This is a genomic window from Streptomyces sp. ICN903 (assembly GCF_022015835.1).
Classification (GTDB): domain Bacteria; phylum Actinomycetota; class Actinomycetes; order Streptomycetales; family Streptomycetaceae; genus Streptomyces; species Streptomyces fenghuangensis.
This window is the reverse complement of the sequence record NZ_JAKMAY010000505.1, coordinates 1-2270: the sequence shown is the minus strand read 5'-3', so window position 1 is coordinate 2270 and position 2270 is coordinate 1. Positions and strand designations below refer to the sequence as shown.

Sequence of the window (2270 nt, the reverse complement as noted above, 5' to 3'; positions counted from 1 at the left end):
GGGGAGGGGGTCCGGCCCCGGACGGGATGGCCCGCGCCACCGATCGACCGCGGCGGCCCCGCCGGGGCAGGCTGGCGGGGAAGGGCCGGGCGATACCGGCCGGACCGCGCCGGTGGCGGATAGTGGTGGGGACGCAGGTGATCGAGGAGGACGTGCACGCCGTGTCCCTGTTCTGGCGAATCTTCGCCCTCAACGCCCTGGTGCTCGGCGCGGCCACGGCGCTGCTGCTGTGGGCGCCGGTGACCGTCTCGGTGCCGGTGCTGCTCACCGAGGCCGTGGTACTGGTCACCGGCCTGGCCGTGATGCTGGTGGCCAATGCCGCCCTGCTGCGCGTCGGCCTGGCGCCGCTGGAGCGGCTGACCCGGCTGATGACCCGGGTCGACCTGCTCAGGCCCGGGCACCGGCTGCCGGTGTCCGGGCACGGCGGGGTGGCCGATCTGATCCGCACCTTCAACGACATGCTCGACCGGCTGGAGGCCGAGCGGGCCGCCAGCAGCGCCCGGGTGCTGTCCGCGCAGGAGGCCGAGCGCCGCCGTATCGCCCAGGAGCTCCACGACGAGGTCGGCCAGAGCATGACGGCCGTGCTGCTGGAGCTGAAGCGGGCGGCCGACCGCACCTTGGACGAGGAACTGCGCGCCGAGCTCCGGCACGCCCAGGAGACCACCCGCGGCAGCCTGGACGAGGTGCGGCGGCTGGCGCGCAGGCTGCGCCCCGGCGTACTGGAGGACCTCGGTCTGGTCAGCGCCCTCACCGCGCTGGCCGCCGACTACTCCACCCACACCGGGCTGACGGTGCGCCGCCGTTTCGACGGCGGGCTGCCGCCGCTGGACGGCGAGCGGGAGCTGGTCCTGTACCGCGTCGCCCAGGAGAGCCTGACCAACGTCGCCCGCCACGCCGAGGCCGGCAGCGTCGAGCTGCGGCTGCGCCGCACCGCCGGCGGCGTGGTGCTGAGCGTGCGCGACGACGGCCGGGGCATCGGCTCCGCCCGGGAGGGCGCCGGCATCCGAGGCATGCGGGAGCGCGCACTGCTCGTCGGCGCCGACCTGGACATCGGCCCGGCGCCGGAGGGCGGCACCCGGGTACGCCTGGCGGTGCCCGTGGCCGGCGGGCCCGCGCACGGCACGCCGCCGGCCGGCACGACCACCACCGCACAGGAGGCGGCCGCGTGAACGCGTCCGAGCCCGCCGTCACCCGCATCCTGCTCGCCGACGACCACGCGCTGGTGCGCCGAGGGGTGCGGCTCATCCTCGACGGCGAACCGGATCTGAACGTCGTCGCCGAGGCCGGGGACGGTGCCGAGGCCGTCGCCGCGGCCCGCGAGCACACCGTCGACCTGGCCGTCCTCGACGTCGCCATGCCCCGGATGACCGGACTGCAGGCGGCCCGGGAGCTGTCCGCCCGCCACCCCGGCCTGCGCATCCTGATCCTGTCGATGTACGACAACGAGCAGTACCTCTTCGAGGCGCTCAAGGCCGGGGCCTCGGGATACGTGCTGAAGTCGGTGGCCGACCGGGATCTGGTGGAGGCGTGCCGGGCGGCGATGCGCGGCGAGCCGTTCCTCTACCCGGGCGCGGTCACCGCGCTGATCCGCAGCTACCTCGACCGTGTCCGGCAGGGCGGGGACGTTCCCGAACGGGTGCTCACCGCCCGGGAGGAGGAGGTTCTCAAGCTGGTCGCCGAGGGCCACTCCTCGAAGGAGATCGCCGAGACACTGGTCATCAGCGTCAAGACGGTGGAGAGGCACCGTGCGAACATGCTGCACAAGCTCGGGCTGCGCGACCGCCTGGAGCTGACCCGCTACGCGATCCGCGCGGGGCTGATCGAGCCCTGAGCCCGGTTCCGCGCAGGCCGCCGGATACGGAAGGATGCGGGCGGGCACCGGTGGCGCCGCGACGGCCGCCGGCGGTGACCGTCGGCTCCGGGTGCCGGAGGCGGACAGCCAAGGAGGAGGCGGCATGGCCCAGCGGACCGCCGTGTTCCGCTCCGCGCCGGCCCAGGCCCTGGCCCTGCTGGCGGCCCTGACCCTCCTGCTGGGCGCCCCGGCGCCCGCCGTCCTCGCACCGGCCTTCGCGCTCGGCCCCTCCGCGCCCGACTCCTCCGCCCCGGCCGCACCGCGCACCGCGGGCGCGCACACCGCCGACGGGCCCTGCACGGCCGAATGCGACCGCATCCCACTGCTGCACCGGGGCGCCGCGGCCGAGCGGCACGCCCCGCACCCCGCGGGGGCGGCCCTGCCGAGGCGGATCCGCCCCGCCGGGCCCGCCCCGGGC

General features: G+C 76.3%; 2 protein-coding genes and 1 pseudogene. All 3 read left to right on the top strand.

All coding sequences use genetic code 11. The features are described 5' to 3' along the window. The first annotated feature begins 161 nt into the window (after nucleotides 1–161). Entirely contained in the window at nucleotides 162–1169 is a 1008-nt protein-coding gene (locus L7D48_RS28290) for a sensor histidine kinase (protein ID WP_237883868.1), read from the top strand. Continuing rightward, nucleotides 1166–1831, top strand: a complete 666-nt coding sequence (locus L7D48_RS28285; protein WP_237883866.1) for a response regulator transcription factor — start codon at nucleotides 1166–1168, stop codon at nucleotides 1829–1831. The genes L7D48_RS28290 and L7D48_RS28285 overlap by 4 nt, the downstream gene beginning before the upstream one ends. Nucleotides 1832–1955: 124 nt before the next feature. Then, a pseudogene (locus L7D48_RS28280) lies at nucleotides 1956–2270 on the top strand (hypothetical protein); the annotation flags it as partial.